Below are 16,599 nucleotides of genomic sequence, written 5' to 3' on the forward strand. Positions count from 1 at the left end.
CCTAAAAAAACGAACAGATATTCGGTAAAATTTTCGACAATATATACATAGAAAAAGGAAGGAGTCAAAACTTCCTTCCTCTACTAACTCTATTTTTTAGGTACATATAATAAATCATATCCATTGCGCCCATTTTCATTCACACAGTCTATTAACCTATAAGCCGTTTGTAATTCACGCTGCTCTTTAACAATCCTTTTACAACTATCTTCATCTATATCTGTATGATTACCAGCAAATCGATCTTGCCTATTATCTAACATATGAATTATATCTGTTCCACTATACTCTAACGTTTGAAAAACCGGATCACCTTCATGTGTATAATGTACAATTCTTATTTTATCAACTTCCCCTTGTTCCACATTCAAAACGAACTTTTCAAATTTATCTAGATTAGAAGTTACTGCTTCCTTTACAATGACATCATTCTTCTTATCAATTGTAATGTTAGGTTGTGAGCATGCTACTAAACTAAAGAGAAGTAGGCATATAAAACCACTTCTTTTTCCTATTGTCATCCTCTCCTATAAGAATTATTTGTATACTGCAAAAGCTACTTTCCTCTACGAAAGTAGCTTTTCTTTCCCTTTCTCCTTCTTCGGAAAAATAACATATGAAAATGAAATTGCTGTATCAACTAAAAATATAATTGCCCACACTTGGCTCACGCGACTTGCAGCTTTATTTAAAACGATTCCCGATTCTAACCAATTTCCCCATTGTTCAAATGGAATAAATCCATACTCGAAGAAAAAGAATATATGCACACCAACGAATAAAACAAGATGTAATACCCAATTTTTCATTTCCTGCTTCGCATAGGCCATACCTGTTAATTCTACCTGTTCTTCCATAATAGGCGCTGGTTCATTCCGCCATTTCGCAGCTAACTTTTGCACAAATATATCAAGCTTCTTCAAATCCTTTTTCCCGTAGAAGACCGCATATAATAAAATAATGACAGTAATGATTTGAAAGTTAGAGAACTTTCCTGTTTGATAATAGTCCACTACTCCTAAAGTTAAAATAAACACTTCATTTACAAGTAGTACAATCCCCATAATAAAACTCGCCTTTTTCAAACGAAATCCGTAACGAAGTAAAAAGAAACCGATAGCTGATAACCAAAACACAATTTCTGCCCCAATTAAAAAGTACCAACGATATTCTGCGAGTATACTCATTTATCCTTCTCCTTTTCATCATATATACGAAAAGCTTCATCCATATATAATAAAAATTCTTCTTCGATTGGATACATGCTCATTTTCTGTGAATCTTCCTTCGATTTTCTAACTTCCCATAACTTATCTAAAAACGCTTCATCACCATTGGCCATTTCTAAACACTTCTGCATTAATCTCTTCATTGCCCCTTGCACCTCATCACTTGCAGTTTCTTTACCGTCTTTCATAAAAGTGCGTAATTGCTTTAATAAATCCACCCATTCTAGAACATTCGGATCTTCTTCACTCATATTTGGCAAATTATGAAGCAACTTTTGTTCTTCCTTTGAAAATACTTCATTTTGAAATATTTCACGTATACGAGAAGACTGTTTCGAAAGCTGGATCAGTTCAAACATAACTTTCCAATCGAGCTCTCCCTCCACATCCACCGAATAAACAACTGCTTGTAAAACGCGCTCCATTCGATTGAATTTCTTTTGTTCTTCCTGTACAAACCGAAGTTGTTTTTCAAGCGAATCCTTTAAGTTAAGCTCACCTTTTACTAACATATTCGCAGACTCTTTTAGTGAAAATCCCATTTCCTTTAAAAATAAAATTTGTTGGAGACGTATTACGTCAGCTTCACTATATAAACGATGCCCGCCTTCTGTTTTCCCGCTCGGCTTTAATAAATCTATTTGATCATAATAACGTAATGTACGTACTGTTACCCCTGTCTCTCTCGTCAATTCTTGTATTGAAATCACTACCATCACCTCTTCCCCTTCATTATAAAAGATGACGTTACGTAACTTTCAAGACTTTTGTAAAAAAAATACAAAAAGCTGTTTATACTCATTGTATAAACAGCTTTTACGGAAATAATCCTTTTTGTACAGCGCGCCCACAAAATAAAATAAGTGCTCCAACAACAACGCTTGTTGCTGTTTTATGGTAATGAGCTGAAACTAATAAATAATATGATAAACCTACAGTACCAAGCATAATACAAATACTTGGTACTGGATTACGAGAGAAGTTCTGCATTCCCCAAAACAAAGCAAAAATAGCTGTAGCGATACATAACACCGGTAATCCCATCCCAGTTCCCCTTTTTCTATCTATTATTTCTTGTTGTTAACACATTCTTCAATGCCATACTCATACACGATTAGCACCTTTACTATTTCTATATTTCCACTTCGGCCAATAGTTCACAAAGAAATAAACAAACTGCCCTAGTACAAATAACACAAACGGCATGCCAGCACTTCCATAAACGATTAAATTGTACAAACTCCACACGGCTAAACTAATTGTGAAAAACAACCCTACATATTTAAACGCTTTATCCGACTGAAATCTCTCAAACTCATCTTGCATTTTCATTCCTCCTATCCCTATGCTCGTTTTTCCTTCATAACTCCTACGATGAGACTACTGGCAAATAAGAAACTACATACAATGAATATTTCTGAAATAGGTATAGTAATTCTCCCTATCGCTTTGCTCGCAATAATATAAACTATAAGTAGAATGAATGCGAAGATAAACGAAACATTTACATGCTTTTTTATATTTTCATTTACTCGCTCATCTATATCTGGAAATTCTTCTTTTATGTACTTACGCTTTTTTTAATACACATACACTGTCAAAAATACAATTGCTAAAACGTTACTAACTACGAGCGGTAAAATTGGTATAGCTGGATTCATAATACGAACGAAAACGTCTCCCAACAACAATCTAAAAAACGCATCGATATACAACTTTTTAGCATTTTCCATTTTTTCTCCCCTTACTCCAGCGTAAAGATTTCCTCCACCTTCATCCCAAAATATTTGGCGATTTTTAGGGATAACTCTAGACTCGGATTGTAATGGTGATTTTCAATCGCTACAATCGTCTGACGTGTCACCTGCATCACCTTTGCCATTTCAACTTGTGTTATATGATTTTGCTTTCTTAATTCTTTAATTTTATTTTTCACACCCATAGGATCCACCTTCAAAAGTAAAGATATCTTTACTTAAATTATAAATATTTTCCAATTACAAGTAAAGATTAATTTACAAATTTTTGAAAAACATTCCACTGAACACCTTCTCTAACAAAGTACGATAGTAGTTAAGTTTATATCAGCGATTCTCCCAATATATCGACGCAACTCCATTTATATCGGCGATTTTCTAAATATATCAGCGCAAATCCATTTATATCGGCGATTCTCCCAATATATCGACTTACTAACAAATACTGAAATCCATAGCGCTATAATCATAAGAAAAAGCTGTCCCAAAATATCTTTTGGAACAGCTTTCTCCTCTACTACATAAATCCTAATACCCATACAAGAACATATCCAAGAATAGAAAGACAAACCGAGCCGATCAGCCCTGCTACAAATGCTTTGCTTCCTAACTTACGGAACGTTTTAAACTCTACATTTAAACCGAGACCTGCCATCGCCATTGCGATAAGCATGTACGCAATTATTACAATATAGCCGGCAACAACTTCGGGGATAATCCCGAGTGAATGCACCGCACTCATCGCTAAAAATCCGAATATAAACCAAGGAATCGGAAGCTCCTTCCACGATTTCTTTTCTTCGCTTCCCTCGCACTTACCAAACCATAACCCAATTAAAATCGCTACTGGTACAAGCATCGCAACGCGCGTTAATTTCACGATAACTGCGATGTCGACAGCCGTGCTACCGCCTGGTGCCGCAGCCGCAATTACGTGAGCAATTTCATGCAGCGTCGCTCCCGAGAATACACCGTAACCGTACGGAGATAAGCCAAGCACTGGATATAATAATGTATAAATAAGCGTAAATATCGTACCTAAAATAGCAATAATTGCGGCACCAACCGCCGTTTCATCGTCCTTCGCTTTCACTTGTGGTGCAATTGCCACGACCGCTGCCGCACCACAAATCGCCGTTCCACACGCCGTTAAAATCCCAAGTTTCTTTTCTACTTTAAATACTTTTGTCAATCCATATACAACGAAAATGGTGAATGTAATAACTACCGCTGCGATGACCAATACTTTCGGCCCAGCCTTCGCAATATCAACCAGATTTAATCGCATTCCAAGTAAGATAATCCCAAAGCGAAGCAACTTCTTACTCGCAAAGTTCGTTCCCGCTATCGCTTCTGGAGGGACTCCAATCGCTGCGCGCCAAATCATCCCAATTAGAATAGCAATTACTAATTGTCCCATAATATTTAAAAATGGAAGCTCTGCTAAATATTTCGCAGCAATGGCGATTAATAATGTAATCCCAATACCTTGCGAAAATCCAAAGCCCTTTTTCTTTTGTATAACAAGTGTTTGTTCCACCTTGTACCACCCCAATAATCGTATTGGAACATGCATGTTCTTTCTACTTACATTATAAGAGAGTTTTTATAATAAGTTTAATATCAATATTCAATCTCTATCATCAGAAATACTTATGATAGAATAAAAACAAAAATAAAGGGGCCTAACAAATGAACGTCGACATTTTGAAAATCTTTGTGACTGTCGTTGAACAGAAACATTTCTCTCGTGCAGCAGAACTTTTAAACCTTTCACAACCCGGTGTAAGCATGCACATTCGCAACCTGGAAAATGAATTTGGAACTACACTCATTCAGCGCTCCCCAAAGCATGTACAAGTTACGGAAGCTGGAAACATATTATACATACATGCAAAGCAAATGCTCTCTCTTTATGATGATGCAAAACAGGAAATTAACGAATTACATAACGTTGTAACAGGAACACTTCGCATCGGCGCTAGTTTTACAATTGGCGAATACTTACTTCCCAAAATACTCGCTAACTATGCCAATGAAAATCCGCACGTTGAAGTTCATACCCTTATCTCTAATACAGAAGAAGTTTTGCAAAGCCTTCGCTCTAATCAAATTGATATCGGCTTAGTAGAGGGGCAAGTCGTATATGCTGACGTAGACGTTGAAGCGTTTATGCAAGATGAAATGAAGCTCGTCGTCCCTCCAAATCACCAATTACTTCACATCAAGGATATAAACGAAGCTACTCTCCAAGACCAAGTATGGGTATTAAGAGAAAGTGGCTCTGGGACACGTGCCTATAGCGATCGTTTTATTCATCAACATCATTTAAAAATGAAACGATTCTTTACATTTAGTAGCATTCAAAGTGTAAAGGAAGCCGTCGCTGCCGGGCTTGGCATCGCTATACTTTCTGATTGGACCGTGCGGAAAGAACTACTAGCCCAAGAACTATTCCACGTCGAAGTTCCAACTGAAAAACTAATTCGTCCATTCTCCATCGTGCGTGGCAAATATTTCATTCCATCTAAAGCCATTCAAGTGTTTTTAAATCATGTAGATTCTTTTGCGAAAAAACAGAGTTGACCTTCACATTAGTGTGAAGGTTTACAATACATGTAAAAGGAGTGAAATGCAGTGCGAATTGGAGAGTTATCAAAAGAAACTGGCGTTAGCGAAAGATCACTAAGACATTATGAAGAAAAGGGATTGCTCCCTTCAAATCGCCTCACAAACGGCTATCGTGATTTCGATAAAAGTGCCATTGAAAAAGTAGAGCTTATCCAAATGTACTTACAGCTCGGCTTAAATTTAGAAGAAACCGCAAGAATGCTGCGCTGCCTCGAAATCGAACCACATCTATACGAAAATCCATGCAGCAGTATCCTTGCACTTTACGAAGATAAGCTCAATGAAGTAACAAGGCAAATCTCATTACTTTCCAACATTCAAACGAATTTACAAAAACACGTTTCACTCCTAAAACAAGAAAAAGAAAAGGGATGATTGCATGTTTGTTATACACGGCAGTTCAAGACAAAATGGGAATACGGAAGCCTTAACATATATGATGATTGATGGAATGAAAGCAGAACAAATTTATTTACGTGACCATACCATTTATCCTATTACAGACCAACGCCATGATGCTGAAGGATTTCAACCTGTAAATGATGACTACGAGCAATTAACCAAACGCATGCTAGAGCACGACACGATTATCTTTGCTACACCACTATACTGGTACGGAATGAGCGGCCATATGAAAAACTTCGTTGATCGCTGGTCACAAAGCTTACGTGATACCTCTCTTCATTTCAAAGAGAAAATGAAAGGTAAAAAAATGTACGTCGTCATCGTTGGCGGAGACAATCCGAAACTGAAAGCATTGCCACTTATTGCTCAATTCCAGTATATCTTTGATTTTGTTGGTTCATCATTTGAAGGGTATATTATCGGGGATGCGAATGGATTGGATGAAATCAAAAATGATGCTGAAGCACTTACAAAGGCACAACTGTATAATAGCAAATTTAAAAATAGCCAACAGAAATAAGTTTGACAAACCCGTTTGTATGCGCATACAATAAAAATAATATTATGAAAGGAAGGTAATTTGACCAATGAAGTTCTAATTCTCTTATTTATTTCATCCATCACAAATAGTGAACAAAAATGATGAAAACTAGCAGGGGATTAGTCTGTCCATTTGTCGATACTTTCTTTCGAGACGATCATGTGAAAAATCGTTTATTTATGTACGATTTTTACATTGAAGGGCGACGTTTATCCTCTCTAGTGAAACTAGGGAGGTTTTTTTATGACTATTTTATTCGCACGTAATATTGAAAAGAGCTTTGGTGACCGTACCATATTTACGTTACCATCACTAGAAATTCACGCACACGATCGCATAGGAATCGTTGGAGTCAACGGAGCTGGAAAATCTACGTTATTGCAAATATTAAGTAAAGAAATAGAAGCTGACAAAGGGACAGTAACTCATCATAGTTCTATCGCTATCATTCCACAGCTTAGCGATACAATACTGGAAACCGCTTCTTCTCTTGCAAAAGGAAAATGGAGTATTTCAAACGTCGCAAATTCAATGAGCGGCGGCGAACGAATGCGCCTAAAGATTGCCCATGCCCTTGAACAAGAGGCAGGCATTCTATTTGCTGATGAACCAACAAGCCACTTAGATATGTTCGGTACAGAGCAATTAGAAAAGGCACTTTCATCTTATAAAGGTGCGCTTGTTTTAATATCTCATGATCGCGATTTCCTAGATACAATATGTACAAAAATCATCGAAGTTGAAGACGGGATGATTAAAGAATATAAAGGAAACTATTCCAACTATCGAAAGCAAAAAGAACGTGAGAGAATACAAAAGGAAGCAGAATACGAGCAATATGTACAAGAAAAAAATCGTTTGGAACAGTCCATTTTACAAAGAAAACAACGCGCTTCTAGCATGACAAAAATCCCAACTCGGTTCAGTTCATCTGAATCTAAACTTTATAAATTAAGTGGAGCTCATGGGCAAGAACAGGTCAGCAAAGCAGCCAAAGTATTAGAAACACGTCTCGAAAAACTAGAAAAGAAAGAAAAGCCAAAAGATCTTTCTCAGGCTCAGTTTGACGTGCAATACCATACACCCATTCATAGTAAAGTGGCAGTACAGTTCAATAAAGCAACAAAGAAAATAGGCGACCGCACACTATTTAAAAATATGAATGGGACAATTGCCCCCGGTGCAAAGCTTGCTATTTTAGGGGCAAATGGAAGTGGAAAAACAACTTTGTTCAACATGCTTCTCGCAAACGAGCGTGGTATCCAGCTTTCGAAGAGTTGTAAAATCGGATACTTTGAGCAAACACTATCTATTTTAAACACAGATAAAACAATTATGGAAAATGTTCTAGAAGAATCGAGCTATACTGAATCGTTCGTTCGAACAATACTTGCCCGGCTCCTTTTCCGCCGCGAAGATGTTCATAAACCTGTGCACGTTCTAAGCGGGGGTGAACGAATGAAGGTTGCACTCGCAAAAGTATTTTTAGGAAACTATAATATGCTCCTGCTCGATGAACCGACGAACTATTTAGATTTAACAACACAGGAAGAATTAGAAAACATGTTACAAGAGTATCCTGGCACTATACTCTTCATTAGCCATGACCGTGCCTTTATTCGTTCTGTTGCAGACCATATTCTACAAGTAGATGAGAGCGAACCAAGAATATTCTATGGCAATTACGAGCAATACATCAAAAGAACCACTCAAGCTTCCGTAAACGTTACTGAACAAGAATTATTGCGATTACAAACGAAATTAACAGAAGTTATCAGCCGGATTTCTATACCCAATCATCACGATGACATCACATTTCTTGAACAAGAATATGAAAAATTATTAGTTCAAATTCAGCGGTGTAAAGAAGCGCTCTAATGTCTTCCCTATATATCGACGGGGCCTTCCACATTTCCCAAGAAATATCGTGGCTTCGACATAAAGATAATATTAGACATCACAATAACAAAAAGCCGTGCACCAGCACGGCTTTTCACTTTATCTTGCTACTTGTGGGCATTAAATGCCCAGTTGGTGAAGGCTCATAACTAGCCGGGATGCCCCCCACTGATTAAAGTTTCACTTTATATACGGACAGCAGTCCCACTCACCGCAACCATTAGCATTCCTTCGCGAACTACTTCGTAATCCACGTCGATACCAACGATGGCATTCGCATTTTTTTGCCTTGCGAATGTTTTCATCTCTTCCATTGCGATGTCGCGCGCTTCTTTTAATTTACTTTCATAAGCTCCTGCACGGCCGCCGACAACGTCACGGACAGATGCGAAAAGGTCACGAACAATATTCGCACCCATAATCGCTTCTCCATTCACGATATCAATATACTCAATAATTTCTTTCCCTTGAATTGTAGATGTTGTTGTTACAATCATGCTTTATAGCCTCCCATATAAGATTTCCACTTACTTATGGTGCACGAATTCAGCAGAAATTATATTTACGAACTAAACTGTGCTTCGTATAATCGGCTATACCCTCCGCCTCGCTCAATTAATTCCTCATGCGAACCTTGTTCTGCAATACCATCTTTATTTACAACGACGATACGATCCGCATTTTTAATAGTTGCAAGCCTGTGAGCAATAACTAATGTTGTACGACCGACAGCTAGTTCTGCAAGTGATTTTTGAATAGCAAGTTCCGTCTCTGTATCTAATGCAGAAGTCGCTTCATCTAATATTAAAATTGGCGGGTTTTTCAAGAACATACGAGCAATTGCTAGACGCTGCTTCTGTCCCCCTGAAAGTTTCACACCACGCTCACCGATAACTGTATCTAAACCGTCTGGTTGCGAGTAAATTAAATCCTCCAACTGGGCACGTTTTACCGCCTGCCAAATTGCAGCCTCTGAAGCCTGTAAATTTCCATAAGCGATATTCTCGCGAATCGTTCCTGAGAATAAGAATACATCTTGCTGTACAATTCCAATTTGTTTACGAAGTGACGATAAAGTCATCTCTTTCGTATCAATGCCATCAATTTGGATTGACCCAGATTCCTGCTCATAAAAGCGTGGTAATAAACTACATAACGTTGTTTTCCCTGCCCCTGATGGCCCAACGAACGCAACTGTTTCACCTGCGTGTATTTTCAAGCTAATATCATTTAAAATCGGTTCTTTATTTTCATATCCGAACGTAATGTTGTTATAGTGAATATCACCGTGTACATGCTTTACTTCTATCGCATCTTTAGAATCCACAATATCAGGCTCTGTTTCAAGAAGTTCTACATACCTTTTAAAACCTGCGATTCCTTTCGGATAACTTTCAATAACTGCATTAATTTTCTCAATTGGTCGGAAGAAAATATTCGTTAATAAGACGAATCCGATAAATCCACCATACGTTAACTCACCTTGCAGAACAAACCATGTGCCACATATTAATACGAAGAGCGTTACGAGACGCATGAGCATATAACTAATGGATGAGTTTAGCGCCATAATTTTATACGCCATTAATTTCGTTGTACGGAAACGAGCGTTGTTCACAGCGAATTGGTCTTTCTCAAACTTTTCATTTCCGAATGCTTGTACAACGCGAATACCACCGACGTTATTTTCGATACATGCATTAAAATCAGCGACATCTGAGAATAAACGTCTAAACGTACCCGTCATTTTTTTATTGAAGTAAAGCGCCAACCATAATAGGAATGGAATTACAAAGAATGTTAGAAGTGCTAACTTCCAGTTAATCATCATCATAAATGAAAATGCCCCAACTAAAGTCATTACGGCGATGAATAAATCTTCTGGCCCGTGGTGAGCAATTTCCCCAATTTCCATTAAATCGTTCGTAAGACGTGAAATTAGATGACCTGTTTTATTATTATCAAAAAATCTGAATGATAGCTTTTGAATGTGATCAAATAATTTCTGCCTCATATCTGTTTCAATATTAACTCCTAGCATATGCCCCCAGTAGGTAACAACATATTGTAAACCTGCATTTAACATATAAACTGCAAGTAAACCAAAACAAGCCCATAAAATAAGCGTCCAGTTTTGTCCTGGTAATAACTTATCAATAAATTGATTTACGATAAGCGGGAAACCAAGTTCCAGTAATCCTGCGATAACCGCGCAAGAAAAATCGAGTATAAATAAACCTTTATACGGTTTATAGTAAGAAAAAAATTTACGTAGCATATATTTCCTCCCTTTTCCAAATTAAAAGACTCCCTAAATGATAACCATTATCAAATAATTATTCAAGTTATTCGACTATGAAACTACAAATAAGGTTTGCGATAGTTGTCGTTTTTTGCCAGAAAGTCGATATATTTTAATAATCGCCGATATATTTTCAATTGCGCTGATATATTCTGATAATCGCCGATATATTCTAATAATCGCCGATATAAATTTCATGTACTGCTGCTCCCAATCAAACAAAAAGGGTGTCACCTAGTGGTAACACCCTCATTTTTATTACATCGCTTCCGAATCCCACTCGTGCTCTTGCTGAACAAATACAACGCCTAACTCATGATGTCCTCCAGCATATAATGCTGTTTGAGCAAGACGAAGCTCACCATTTGTATCTACCACTTCTAATTTACAAAAAGCTCCTGTTGTTTTCGTTTGAAGCGCATCATAAAATTCTTCGGCACTCCTTGGAACGACTCCATTTACTTTCGTAATTATTTCTCCAGGCAGTAAATTCAGCTCGGCCCCAATTGTATTTGGAATTGTATCTAACACGACAAGTCCATCATTGCGTGCAGCGAAATATGCCGGTCTTGTCTCATCTACAATTTTTTCTTGCATCGAAATCGTAAAACGTCCAAGCATTGCGACACCCATTGCAATAATAGCAAGTACGTGCCACCAATAACTCGCGACCCCTAAAACAAGTACAAGACCAGCTAATCCATAAACACGTCTTCCTGTAAAGAGTAAAGCTTCCGTCGGCTCATAACTTCTAATCTTTCGCATAAATCCAATTAAAAATGGAACGAGGAATAGAGAATATGTATTTGTCCCTATTGAAACGACAGGCCACCATGAAATAAACTGGGTTACCGCATCACCTGGTACAAGAATAAAAATCGGCACGATCCATAAACGCTTCGATTCGTGTAAACCAATCTTGAGCCCACGTTTCCCCTTCCTAATCCTCGGTGTAGAATATCTCACCGCGTTTTTAGAAATCAATAAGCCCTCCACAACAAGCATGATGCCTAGTAAAATAGCAAGAGATACAATCGTACCCTCTTCACCTTCTCCAAGCTGTAAGAAGGAAACTGGCAGCTTAGAAGATAATAAAACACATACAATTGCGATACTGAACGTATAAGCTGCCGATAAATATCGATACATAGCAGTTAATCCAAATAATAATGTCCAAAGTAAAATGGCCCATAAGCTCGCCTTGGAAACAACAAGTCCAAGCCCAATCGTAATAATAGATACGATTAATCCATATCCAAGCCCTGCAAATAGAGATGTTCGCAATTCAAACCAAATATCATAAACTTTAAAAGAAAAATCTTTTCGTTCTCGTAATATACGTAAATATCCAACGAAGATACTACTTATTAAAAATACATAGACAGCAGGGTGCAAGAAAAAACGTCCAACTGCCCGCATTATTTCAAAAAGCCATGCCTCCACGAACTCATTCACCACCATTTATATCATTCTTTCTTTTTATATTATCATAACTGGACAAACGTTTGTTTAACACAAAAAAATACAGGCAATAAAATGCCTGTATTTCTTCTTATTTCGCTATTAATTTTAATGCTGCCTGTAATTGTAGATCATTTTCTCCAGAACGGATTTTTTCAATGATTTTAGTTTGGATTGCCTCAGCTGTCTTTTTATCAAGCTGTCCTGTCGCTTCCATCTCATTCGCATTTTGGAATGCTTTCAGTGCTGATTCTGTCTCTTTACTAAAGTAGCCATCTTCACGCCCCGGTACATAACCTAAGCTTTTCAGCATCTCTTGCGCATGCTTCACTTGCACATCATTTGAATTGTATGAAAGTGTTTTTTCAATTTGAATTGGCGTCGCATGGTAGTAATCTGGTTGTTTCACTTCTACAGTTGGCTTGATTCCCTTTTTATGAATCCAGTTTCCATCTGGAGTTAACCATTTGAACATCGTTAATTTAATGTTACTGCCATCTTTAAACGGAACGGCTTGCTGAACAGTTCCTTTACCAAATGTTGTTTCACCAATTAAATCGTAACCTTCTCCTTCTTTCAATGCGCCAGCTAAAATTTCCGAAGCAGAAGCACTTCCTTTATCAATCAATACTGAAATTGGATATGGCTTCCTCTCTTTCAGCTCTGTAGAGATTTGCTTTTTCTCACCATTTCGCTGCTCTACTTGTAGCATCGGCTTTTTGTTCGTCATAATTTCTCCTAGTATATCTTCTACACTATTTAAATAGCCACCAGGATTACCACGAACGTCAATAACTAAACCTTTTATGTTTTTCTTCTCTAACTCTTTTAACTGATCCTTAAATTCTTTCGCTGTATTTTCAGCAAAAGAAGTAATTTGCATATAACCGATATCTTTTCCATTCTCTTGTTTCACAGAACTAACTACCGTGAAGATTGGGATTTTTTCACGCTTAATTTTGAATACAATCGGATCAGTTACTCCTGCACGTTTAATTTCAATCGCGACAGTCGTTCCCTTTTTACCACGAATTTTTAATACAGCTTCTTCACGCGATAAGTCTTTTACACTGTTTCCATCTACAGATAAAATTTGGTCATTCGGCTTAATTCCAATCTTTTCTGCTGGTGAACCTTTAATTGGCGATACGATAATAAGCTTACCGTCTGTTTTGTTCACCTCAGCCCCAATCCCCTCTAACTCGGGATCAAGTGATTCGCTAAACTGTTTGGCTGTTTCTTTATCCATATACGTGGAATAAGGGTCCTTCAGCGTAGACAACATGCCTTGTATTGCACCTTCAACTAACTTGTCATCTTTCACGTCTTCCACATAACGTGAATCAATTAGTCCATATGCCTCATTAATTTTTGCCAAATTCCCTTGCGTCGTGCTAGCGTTCCCACTCGAAATTGTTTGCGTTACTTCTGCTGGGTTAACCCCAAATACAGACATTCCTGCAAACATTCCGCCAGCACCAATTAAAAATGCAACAACCATTCCAATAATTGCAACTCTACGTTTCAATGCGGAATTCCCCTTTCCAAAACACACAGGTGGTGTAGCAAAAGGCATCACACAGCGTGTGATGCCTTTACCTATTTCTACTATATGATAAGCTTGTACGAATTATGTTTGCAACTTTTTATACTTTTAAGAAGCGACGAATTGACATTACACTTCCCCACATACCGATTAACGCACCGATTAACACTAATAAACCAGCTAATTGGAATACGAATGGGCTGTATGGTAAAAGCTCGAAAATTGTTCCGCCAAGTTTTTCATTAAACACACTTTGCAGTGAATTATACGTAACTAGAATTAGACCAATTGGAATAATTGATCCTAATACTCCTAGGAATAATCCTTCTAGCAAGAACGGCCAACGAATAAACCAGTTTGTTGCACCTACAAGTTTCATAATTTCAATCTCAGTACTACGAGCATAGATTGTAATTTTAATTGTATTAGAGATTAAGAACATCGCTGTGAATAAAAGACCTGCAATTAATGCAATCCCGATATTACGTCCTGTTTTTACAGTATCAAATAATTTTTCAACTTGACCTTTACCGTATTGAACGTTACTTACAAACTGCATTTTTTCAATCTTTTTCGCAATTTGTGCTGTATCAGTTGGCTCTTTCGCTTTTACAATAAATACGTTTTTCAGTGGGTTATCTTGCTCAAATAACTCGAACGTTTTTCCACTATCGCCTAAACTTTTAATTAAACGTTTCAATTCTTCTTCTTTAGAAGAGTATTTAATAGAATCTACTTTCGCGACCTTACTCATATCTTCTTCTAATTTCTTTTGATCAGCTTCTTTTGCTGCTGGATCAATGTGTACACGAATTTCTACATCTTGCTCTACTTTTGTAGCAAAATGGTTCATATTCATAATCGCTGTTAAAAAGACACCTACAAGTAATAATGTAACTGTTACTGCACTTACAGAAGCAAATGTCATCCATCCGTTACGGGATAGATTTTTTACACCTTCTCGCAAATGTCGACTAAGGGTTTTAGCCTTCATATCCGTATCCTCCCTCAATCTCGTCTCGAACAATTTTTCCGCCTTCAATCGCGATTACACGATGACGGATTGTGTTTACGATATCTGCATTATGCGTCGCCATAACAATCGTTGTACCACGCTCATTAATGCGCGTAAAGATCTTCATAATATCAAGAGCTGTTTCAATATCTAAATTACCAGTTGGCTCATCGGCAATTACAACCTTTGGTCTATTAACAATCGCTCTTGCAATAGCCACACGTTGCTGCTCTCCACCTGAAAGTTCACTTGGAAGTGCGTCTGCACGATCATCTAGACCTACTAGTCCTAACACTTCAGTAACACGCTCACGAATCGCATCTGGTTCTTCTTCAATTACTTCTAAAGCAAACGCAACATTCTCATATACCGTTAATTTAGGTAATAATTTAAAATCTTGGAAAATCACGCCTAATTGACGACGGAAATATGGAACATCTCTTTCTGCCAATGATTCGATAGTAAGTCCATTTACATTAATAGATCCTGTAGTTGGCTTTTCTTCACGATACATCATTTTAATAAATGTAGATTTTCCGGCTCCACTCGGTCCAACTACGTATACGAATTCACCTTGTTTAATGTTAACTGTGAGACCAGCAACGGCTTTCATACCATTCGGGTACTCCTTATAAACATTCGTCATTTTTATCATTATTTATCACCCAATGCTTAATGATTTTTTTTTCGAAATACTTTTCTGTACATGTGAAAATAAAAAGGAATCCTTTATTTTCATTTAACCATTCTTGTTGAAGGCAGCTTACTTACATGCTTTTTATTCGCACCGCTACTCTATGTAATATATTTCAGCAAAATTCTACAAACCTCATTGTAACATCAAACGGTTTCCAGTTCGGATACATTTTTGTTACAGTTATGTTACATCCCAGAAAAAGGAGACGAGTTGTTATACCTCTTATCCAAAGTCATTTTTAGATAAGATTATATAATCAACTCGCCCATTTTTCTCTTTTTATTTATGTTCAGCTAACCACTCAGCTACTTTTTTCGCATCTTCACCTTGAATAATTCCCGGTGACATTGAACCGCGACCTTTTTCAATAATCTTTTCAATCTCTGCTGCATCATATTTCTGCCCTACTTTTCGTAAATCCGGTCCAGTTGCTCCTGATAAATCTTTCGCATGGCAGCCTATACAACTTTTTTGATAAATTTGCTCTGGGCTATCTGTGCTTGCAGATTGTTTCGAAGGCTTACTCTCTTCTTTATTTCCACATGCTCCTAAAGCAAAAACGACTGATGTACCTAGTGCAATAGCCAACAATTTCTTTTTCAATTCTATCGCTCCCCATTGTTGATATTCTTTTCATTCCTAACACACTCATTTTTATTATAAGCATTATCTTTATATAGAAAAACTAAGGTATATTTCATATTCTTGAAAAATACAGTGAGAACCCTGATAAAATAAAGCTTCCATAATTTGTTTCAATTCTGTGAACAACGTAAAAACTTCTATAAAGAATCTTTTTAAAAGGCAAATCAAAAAAGTTCTTTATAAAATCTTACTCTATTGCCGCTCTGTTTTACTATTCTCTACTTTTTACAAAACAATATACAACATTGTATTCTGCATATAACCCCATCAAAAAGAGAAGTTGTCGTTTCCAACTTCTCTTCCCCTGTACTTCATCCATATAAATAAAACGTTGTATATCCTCTATTTTCTCAGCATGGGCCAACAATTTTGTTGGCTTTTTCTCTTATCCCACTATTTACTGGGTAGTAAGACCTCTACCTCAAAATTCAACAAAAGCAAAGAAGTTAGGTGAGGGTCGGGCTGCCCGTA

At 37.2% G+C, this 16,599-nt stretch carries 18 protein-coding genes and 1 pseudogene; 4 read left to right on the top strand and 15 right to left on the bottom strand.

From position 1 onward, the window contains the following. Window positions 1-89: 89 nt before the first annotated feature. From JDS81_RS13855 to JDS81_RS13890, 8 genes and pseudogenes are all read right to left on the bottom strand, one after another. Window positions 90-521, bottom strand: coding sequence for a DUF4362 domain-containing protein (locus JDS81_RS13855; protein ID WP_000151994.1), 432 nt, complete (start codon window positions 519-521; stop codon window positions 90-92). A gap of 45 nt (window positions 522-566) precedes the next feature. Further along, on the bottom strand, window positions 567-1,187 hold the full coding sequence (locus JDS81_RS13860) for a hypothetical protein (protein WP_097954032.1): 621 nt from the start codon (window positions 1,185-1,187) through the stop codon (window positions 567-569). Continuing rightward, window positions 1,184-1,945, bottom strand: a complete 762-nt coding sequence (locus tag JDS81_RS13865) for a MerR family transcriptional regulator (protein WP_000260340.1) — start codon at window positions 1,943-1,945, stop codon at window positions 1,184-1,186. Before JDS81_RS13865 ends, JDS81_RS13860 begins: the two co-directional genes overlap by 4 nt. 100 nt (window positions 1,946-2,045) lie before the next feature. Then, complete coding sequence (locus JDS81_RS13870) at window positions 2,046-2,273, bottom strand: hypothetical protein (protein ID WP_097954033.1); 228 nt, start codon at window positions 2,271-2,273, stop codon at window positions 2,046-2,048. 60 nt (window positions 2,274-2,333) lie between these two features. Next, window positions 2,334-2,555, bottom strand: coding sequence for a hypothetical protein (locus JDS81_RS13875; RefSeq protein WP_097954034.1), 222 nt, complete (start codon window positions 2,553-2,555; stop codon window positions 2,334-2,336). Window positions 2,556-2,572: 17 nt separating this feature from the next. Next, window positions 2,573-2,962: pseudogene (locus JDS81_RS30400) on the bottom strand (hypothetical protein). An 11-nt stretch (window positions 2,963-2,973) separates the two neighbouring features. Beyond that, a complete protein-coding gene (locus JDS81_RS13885) occupies window positions 2,974-3,171 on the bottom strand; it encodes a helix-turn-helix transcriptional regulator (RefSeq protein WP_000538369.1) in 198 nt (65 codons plus the stop codon). Window positions 3,172-3,503: 332 nt separating this feature from the next. Continuing rightward, complete coding sequence (locus JDS81_RS13890) at window positions 3,504-4,526, bottom strand: YeiH family protein (protein ID WP_142312444.1); 1,023 nt, start codon at window positions 4,524-4,526, stop codon at window positions 3,504-3,506. A gap of 152 nt (window positions 4,527-4,678) precedes the next feature. Here JDS81_RS13890 and JDS81_RS13895 point away from each other — a divergent pair, with 152 nt between their 5' ends. From JDS81_RS13895 to abc-f, 4 genes are all read left to right on the top strand, one after another. Further along, window positions 4,679-5,572 carry a LysR family transcriptional regulator gene (locus JDS81_RS13895; protein ID WP_097954036.1) on the top strand — a complete coding sequence of 298 codons (894 nt, stop codon included), beginning with the start codon at window positions 4,679-4,681 and terminating at the stop codon, window positions 5,570-5,572. Window positions 5,573-5,623: 51 nt separating this feature from the next. Then, window positions 5,624-5,992, top strand: coding sequence for a MerR family transcriptional regulator (locus tag JDS81_RS13900; RefSeq protein WP_001219224.1), 369 nt, complete (start codon window positions 5,624-5,626; stop codon window positions 5,990-5,992). Between the two features lie 4 nt (window positions 5,993-5,996). Next, the gene (locus JDS81_RS13905) at window positions 5,997-6,542 is read left to right on the top strand and encodes a flavodoxin family protein (protein WP_097954037.1); all 546 of its coding nucleotides are present in this window, start codon (window positions 5,997-5,999) and stop codon (window positions 6,540-6,542) included. 264 nt (window positions 6,543-6,806) lie between these two features. Then, window positions 6,807-8,441, top strand: a complete 1,635-nt coding sequence (gene abc-f, locus JDS81_RS13910; RefSeq protein ID WP_097954038.1) for a ribosomal protection-like ABC-F family protein — start codon at window positions 6,807-6,809, stop codon at window positions 8,439-8,441. 206 nt (window positions 8,442-8,647) lie between these two features. Here abc-f and JDS81_RS13915 read toward each other — a convergent pair whose 3' ends face one another. From JDS81_RS13915 to cccB, 7 genes are all read right to left on the bottom strand, one after another. Further along, window positions 8,648-8,959, bottom strand: a complete 312-nt coding sequence (locus tag JDS81_RS13915) for a heavy metal-binding domain-containing protein (RefSeq protein ID WP_000637523.1) — start codon at window positions 8,957-8,959, stop codon at window positions 8,648-8,650. A 65-nt stretch (window positions 8,960-9,024) separates the two neighbouring features. Continuing rightward, window positions 9,025-10,740 carry an ABC transporter ATP-binding protein gene (locus tag JDS81_RS13920; protein WP_000944601.1) on the bottom strand — a complete coding sequence of 572 codons (1,716 nt, stop codon included), beginning with the start codon at window positions 10,738-10,740 and terminating at the stop codon, window positions 9,025-9,027. A 282-nt stretch (window positions 10,741-11,022) separates the two neighbouring features. Continuing rightward, window positions 11,023-12,207: a PDZ domain-containing protein gene (locus JDS81_RS13925; RefSeq protein WP_016107240.1), complete on the bottom strand. Its 1,185-nt coding sequence runs from the start codon at window positions 12,205-12,207 to the stop codon at window positions 11,023-11,025. Between the two features lie 109 nt (window positions 12,208-12,316). Next, entirely contained in the window at window positions 12,317-13,753 is a 1,437-nt protein-coding gene (locus tag JDS81_RS13930) for a S41 family peptidase (RefSeq protein ID WP_000830308.1), read from the bottom strand. Window positions 13,754-13,871: 118 nt separating this feature from the next. After that, window positions 13,872-14,765: a permease-like cell division protein FtsX gene (gene ftsX, locus JDS81_RS13935; RefSeq protein WP_000645031.1), complete on the bottom strand. Its 894-nt coding sequence runs from the start codon at window positions 14,763-14,765 to the stop codon at window positions 13,872-13,874. Next, window positions 14,755-15,441, bottom strand: coding sequence for a cell division ATP-binding protein FtsE (gene ftsE, locus JDS81_RS13940; protein WP_000594334.1), 687 nt, complete (start codon window positions 15,439-15,441; stop codon window positions 14,755-14,757). Before ftsE ends, ftsX begins: the two co-directional genes overlap by 11 nt. Before the next feature lie 321 nt (window positions 15,442-15,762). Further along, window positions 15,763-16,086, bottom strand: coding sequence for a cytochrome c551 (gene cccB, locus JDS81_RS13945; RefSeq protein WP_000727967.1), 324 nt, complete (start codon window positions 16,084-16,086; stop codon window positions 15,763-15,765). Window positions 16,087-16,599: the final 513 nt, after the last annotated feature.

The organism is Bacillus cereus group sp. N31 (assembly GCF_016483245.1).
GTDB classification, from domain to species: Bacteria; Bacillota; Bacilli; order Bacillales; family Bacillaceae_G; genus Bacillus_A; species Bacillus_A toyonensis.

What these genes read in the sequence shown, in the direction of transcription:
- JDS81_RS13855 (WP_000151994.1), bottom strand. Translation starts at nt 521, where the DNA reads ATGACAATAGGAAAAAGAAGTGGTTTTATATGCCTACTTCTCTTTAGT.
- JDS81_RS13860 (WP_097954032.1), bottom strand. Translation starts at nt 1,187, where the DNA reads ATGAGTATACTCGCAGAATATCGTTGGTACTTTTTAATTGGGGCAGAA.
- JDS81_RS13865 (WP_000260340.1), bottom strand. Translation starts at nt 1,945, where the DNA reads ATGGTAGTGATTTCAATACAAGAATTGACGAGAGAGACAGGGGTAACA.
- JDS81_RS13870 (WP_097954033.1), bottom strand. Translation starts at nt 2,273, where the DNA reads ATGGGATTACCGGTGTTATGTATCGCTACAGCTATTTTTGCTTTGTTT.
- JDS81_RS13875 (WP_097954034.1), bottom strand. Translation starts at nt 2,555, where the DNA reads ATGCAAGATGAGTTTGAGAGATTTCAGTCGGATAAAGCGTTTAAATAT.
- JDS81_RS13885 (WP_000538369.1), bottom strand. Translation starts at nt 3,171, where the DNA reads ATGGGTGTGAAAAATAAAATTAAAGAATTAAGAAAGCAAAATCATATA.
- JDS81_RS13895 (WP_097954036.1), top strand. Translation starts at nt 4,679, where the DNA reads ATGAACGTCGACATTTTGAAAATCTTTGTGACTGTCGTTGAACAGAAA.
- JDS81_RS13905 (WP_097954037.1), top strand. Translation starts at nt 5,997, where the DNA reads ATGTTTGTTATACACGGCAGTTCAAGACAAAATGGGAATACGGAAGCC.
- abc-f (WP_097954038.1), top strand. Translation starts at nt 6,807, where the DNA reads ATGACTATTTTATTCGCACGTAATATTGAAAAGAGCTTTGGTGACCGT.
- JDS81_RS13915 (WP_000637523.1), bottom strand. Translation starts at nt 8,959, where the DNA reads ATGATTGTAACAACAACATCTACAATTCAAGGGAAAGAAATTATTGAG.
- JDS81_RS13920 (WP_000944601.1), bottom strand. Translation starts at nt 10,740, where the DNA reads ATGCTACGTAAATTTTTTTCTTACTATAAACCGTATAAAGGTTTATTT.
- ftsX (WP_000645031.1), bottom strand. Translation starts at nt 14,765, where the DNA reads ATGAAGGCTAAAACCCTTAGTCGACATTTGCGAGAAGGTGTAAAAAAT.
- ftsE (WP_000594334.1), bottom strand. Translation starts at nt 15,441, where the DNA reads ATGATAAAAATGACGAATGTTTATAAGGAGTACCCGAATGGTATGAAA.